The organism is Microcystis sp. M53598_WE2, from assembly GCF_030067735.1.
GTDB lineage: Bacteria > Cyanobacteriota > Cyanobacteriia > Cyanobacteriales > Microcystaceae > Microcystis > Microcystis aeruginosa.
Window position 1 is genome coordinate 1 of sequence record NZ_JASJFE010000505.1, and the last position, 4,130, is coordinate 4,130.

At 45.9% G+C, this 4,130-nt stretch carries 5 protein-coding genes; 4 read left to right on the plus strand and 1 reads right to left on the minus strand.

What is annotated here, in order from left to right:
- Positions 1-113 precede the first annotated feature (113 nt).
- Positions 114-926 (plus strand): aminotransferase class IV, encoded by an 813-nt coding sequence (locus tag PX636_RS10380; protein WP_288117050.1) that lies wholly within the window; start codon positions 114-116, stop codon positions 924-926.
- Between the two features lie 56 nt (positions 927-982).
- Here the strand turns inward: PX636_RS10380 and PX636_RS10385 are convergent, their stop codons facing one another.
- On the minus strand, positions 983-1,333 hold the full coding sequence (locus PX636_RS10385) for a single-stranded DNA-binding protein (protein ID WP_002797092.1): 351 nt from the start codon (positions 1,331-1,333) through the stop codon (positions 983-985).
- Between the two features lie 223 nt (positions 1,334-1,556).
- Here PX636_RS10385 and PX636_RS10390 point away from each other — a divergent pair, with 223 nt between their 5' ends.
- The 3 genes from PX636_RS10390 (at position 1,557) to mreD (ending at position 3,982) form a co-directional block, all read left to right on the plus strand.
- Positions 1,557-2,594 carry a rod shape-determining protein gene (locus tag PX636_RS10390; RefSeq protein ID WP_288117051.1) on the plus strand — a complete coding sequence of 346 codons (1,038 nt, stop codon included), beginning with the start codon at positions 1,557-1,559 and terminating at the stop codon, positions 2,592-2,594.
- A gap of 90 nt (positions 2,595-2,684) precedes the next feature.
- Positions 2,685-3,434: a rod shape-determining protein MreC gene (gene mreC, locus PX636_RS10395; RefSeq protein ID WP_002797094.1), complete on the plus strand. Its 750-nt coding sequence runs from the start codon at positions 2,685-2,687 to the stop codon at positions 3,432-3,434.
- The gene (gene mreD, locus PX636_RS10400) at positions 3,401-3,982 is read left to right on the plus strand and encodes a rod shape-determining protein MreD (protein WP_125730577.1); all 582 of its coding nucleotides are present in this window, start codon (positions 3,401-3,403) and stop codon (positions 3,980-3,982) included. The genes mreC and mreD overlap by 34 nt, the downstream gene beginning before the upstream one ends.
- Positions 3,983-4,130 lie beyond the last annotated feature (148 nt).

A 4,130-nucleotide genomic window follows, 5' to 3' on the forward strand; every position in this document is an offset into this window, starting at 1 on the left:
ATTTTCTGCTAAAATATCATAACTACTCTAGAAGATCCTTAAAACTCAAATCTGATAACTGATAACTGATAACTGATAACTGATAACTGATAACTGATAACTGATAACTGATTATGTATTGGTATAATGGCGAATTAATCGAGGATGAGCGAATAAGTCTGGGTATTGATGATATTGGACTGCTTTATGGAGCCACACTCTTTACTACCCTGCGTATCTATCAACAAAGCTTAGATCATCCCCTGACCCATTGGCAAGAACATCTCCAACGTCTGCACTCTAGTTTACAAGTTTTTCAATGGTCTGATCCCGATTGGCAGCGAATTCGCCAAGGAGCCGAAAAATTATCCCTATTGTATCCTGTCCTGAGAATTACAATTTTTCCCGATGGCAGGGAGTGGATTAAAGGCAGATTTCTTCCCGAAGATTTAAACCTTAGACAAGAGCGGGGAATTATTGGGTGGGTAATAGATAATCCTGCTTGGCAACGCGTTTTAGGAGAACATAAAACTGGTAATTATTTAACCCCTTGGTTAGCGTCACAAACTGCTCAAAAAAAAGGAGCAAAAGAAGCGATATTAGTTGATCGAGTTGGGAATTGGTTAGAAACTAGCACGGGTAATTTATGGGGATGGAAAGATAATTGCTGGTACAGTCCCCTGCTGACTGCTGATATTTTGCCCGGAATCGGGCGCTCGGCTTTGATCGGCTGGTTAAAAAAACAAAATATTTCCCTGCAAGAAAATCTCTGGACCCCCGAATTTGTCAGGACTTTAGAAGGGATTGCTTATAGTAATTCCCTGGTGGAAATTATCCCTTTTAATTCTATTCTTGGCTGGGATCTACAGATAAATACAGCCATTTATCGGCAAGTTTTACCGGATTTACAGCAATATTTTTCCAGTCAATTAGAAGACAATAAATAAGGGTGTGTTACTAGAAGCTAACACACCTAAAATCTGGAAATAATACCGCTTAAGCTTTAAAATTCTCGCTCGGAATTAGCCTCACTATCGCGTTTAGAACCGAGTAAATCTAGTTGATCGACGAGAATCACCGGTTTAGAGCGAGCTAATCCCGTGTTTTTATCATTCCAAGTATCCATTTTTAAAGAACCTTTAATCCCGATTAAACCGCCTTTTTTCACATAATTAGCGGCCACTTCCGCCGTTTTGCCCCAAATTTCCAGATCGAACCAATCCGGCTGATCGCTATTTTTAGAGCGACGATTAACCGCTAAAGTGAAAGTACATAAAACCTTACCCGACTCGAAATACTTGGTTTCCGGGTCTCTCCCCGCTCGTCCCACCAAATGAACCAGATTTAAACTCATGGTCTTAAATCCTCAATTTAGTACAATAGTATGTTTATTTTAGCCCGAAACCCTGACTTTGACCGGTGGCTAGGGAGAAAATTAGGGGCAGGATTTGCGTCAATCTGGAGAGAAAGAAGCGATAATTAACTAGACTTGAGAAACAAAACCTAATAAAATCCAAGTCGATTCGATCGAAAGTCTAGCTATAGCAACGTTGTTATCAGAACAGGAGTGAAAACAAGTGGGTTTTTTTAGAAGACTAGGCTTATCAAGGGACATAGGTATAGACTTGGGGACAGCAAACACCCTCGTTTATGTATCAGGGAAAGGCATCGTTTTAGAGGAGCCATCGGTAGTGGCGATCGATCAAGATCGTAACCTGGTCGCTGTCGGGAAGGAGGCACAAAAAATGCTCGGTCGGACTCCGGTCCATGTCACCGCTCTGCGACCCCTGCGCGATGGGGTAATCGCCGATTTTTACAGTTGCGAGATCATGTTAGCGGAATTCATCAAACGAGCGCTCGATGGCACGATTGGCAATCCCCGCATGGTGATCGGTGTTCCCAGTGGGATTACCGGAGTAGAAAGACGCGCGGTGGTGGATGCGGCCAAAAATGCCGGCTCGCGAGAAGTGGGGTTAATTGATGAACCGGTTGCTGCGGCCTTGGGCGCCGGTTTACCCGTCTCGGAAGCGACGGGAAATATGATCATCGATATCGGTGGTGGCACGACGGAAGTGGCGATTCTCAGTCTCGATGGGACAGTGATCAGCGAATCCGTCCGTGTGGCCGGGGATGAACTCACGGAAGCAATTATCGCTTATCTAAAAAAAGTCCATAACCTGATTATCGGGGAACGTACAGCCGAAGATATTAAAATTCACCTTGGTTCCGCTTATCCCTCCCCCGAAGATGAATTTCCTCCTCTGGAAGTGCGGGGATTGCATCTTATGTCCGGTTTACCCCGCACCGTGACCATCAAAGCGGAAGAAGTGCGGGAAAGTATGGATGAGCCACTTTCCGTGATCGTTGATGCGATCAAACGTACCCTAGAAAAAACTCCCCCCGAATTAGCGGCCGATATTATCGATTGCGGCATCATGTTAGCGGGAGGAGGTGCTTTATTACGGGGACTCGATCGCCTAGTCAGTCACGAAACCGGTATCGTTACCCATGTCGCTGAAGAGCCCTGGCTCTGTGTTGTCAAAGGCACGGGAGAAGTGTTAAAAAATCAGAAACTCTTTGAGCGGATCGTTAATGAAACAACTCGCAATGTCTAAAGGTCACTAGGATCGGTTAGCCGTTAGCTATCAGCAGCGGAAAAATACACGGATTCTCACTCTACACAGCCAAGAGGTTTTAAATCGCTCATGTATTCAGCACGACGAAAATGGACACAGCAGGGATGGCGACTTTTTCTGCTCGCTGCCGCTCTGGGGGGAGCTTGGTACATTCGCACCTATCAAAGTGGGGCGATTTTAGAATTGTATGGTTTATTAACCCGCCCTTTTCAGGGAGAGGAAACTAATCTGCAAGAGCAACTTCTGGCCGATCAACGGGTGCGAGAATTACAAAATCGTTTAAGTGAAGTCGAATATCAAAATCAACAATTAAAAAAACAGCTTGGTTATTATCAAACCCAGAAAAAACCCCTGATTTCTGCCCCAATTATTGGCCGCAGCGCTGATGATTGGTGGCAACAGGTAATTATCGGTCGGGGTAGCACCGATGGTGTGGAAGTGGGTGCTTCGGTGACGGGAATTGGCGGTTTAGTGGGACGGATTACGGAAGTTACTCCCCACACCAGCAAAGTTTTATTGGTCAGTAATTCCCAAAGTCGCATCGGAGCAACGGTGAATCGTAGTCGGGCCATGGGTTTAATTCAAGGTCAGGATTCCCAAGTGGCCACCCTGCGCTTTTTTGAAAAAGCTCCCGATGTGAAACCGGGAGATGTGGTGACAACTTCGGCTTTTAGTAGTCTTTTTTCGCCAGGGTTGCCCATCGGTCGCATAATTTCCCTTAATTTACAGGAAAATCCCGCCCCCACCGCCAAAATTGAATTTACCGCCACCGTGGACAATCTCGAATGGGTCTTCGTTCACCCGCAACCCCAGCAGTGAGAGGGGGAATTATGCTGAAATTAAGCCGTTTATCAGCCCGTTCTCGTTTTATACTGAATATTTTAGTCACTATCGCTTCACTGCTTCTCTGTACCTTTCTTTCCTTAATGCGGCTGCCCGGTATGGAGATTTTAGGCATCGCTCCCAATTGGTTACTGATTTGGTTGGTTAGTTGGAGTCTCAATCGCTCTTGTCTCGATAGTGTGGTGGCCGGATTAGCGCTCGGTGCTATTCAAGATAGTCTTACCTCTAATTATCCTTCCCATATCATGGTTTTTGGTCTCATCGGTTTCCTCACTTCCCGTTTACACCGACAACGTTATGTTAAAGAAGAATTGATCGCCGTGGTCTTAATTGTCTTTGTTATGACTCTAATTGCCGATGGTGCGCTCGCTTTTCAATACTATCTACAAGGAGGCAAAAATCTCGCTGATCTTTGGCTCGATTATCAACGCATTGGCCTCACTTCTGCTCTGCTTAGTAGTCTCTGGACTCCCCTCGTCTATTATCCCCTCCAGCAATGGTGGCGACAATTTAGCGATCTTTAAGGAGACAGGAGACAGGAGACAGGAGATTATTTCTATTTACTCTTCCGACACCCCACACCCCACACCCTACACCCCACACCCCACACCCCACTTCCCCAACACCCCACTACCCCACTACCCCACACCCCACACCCCACACCCCACTTCC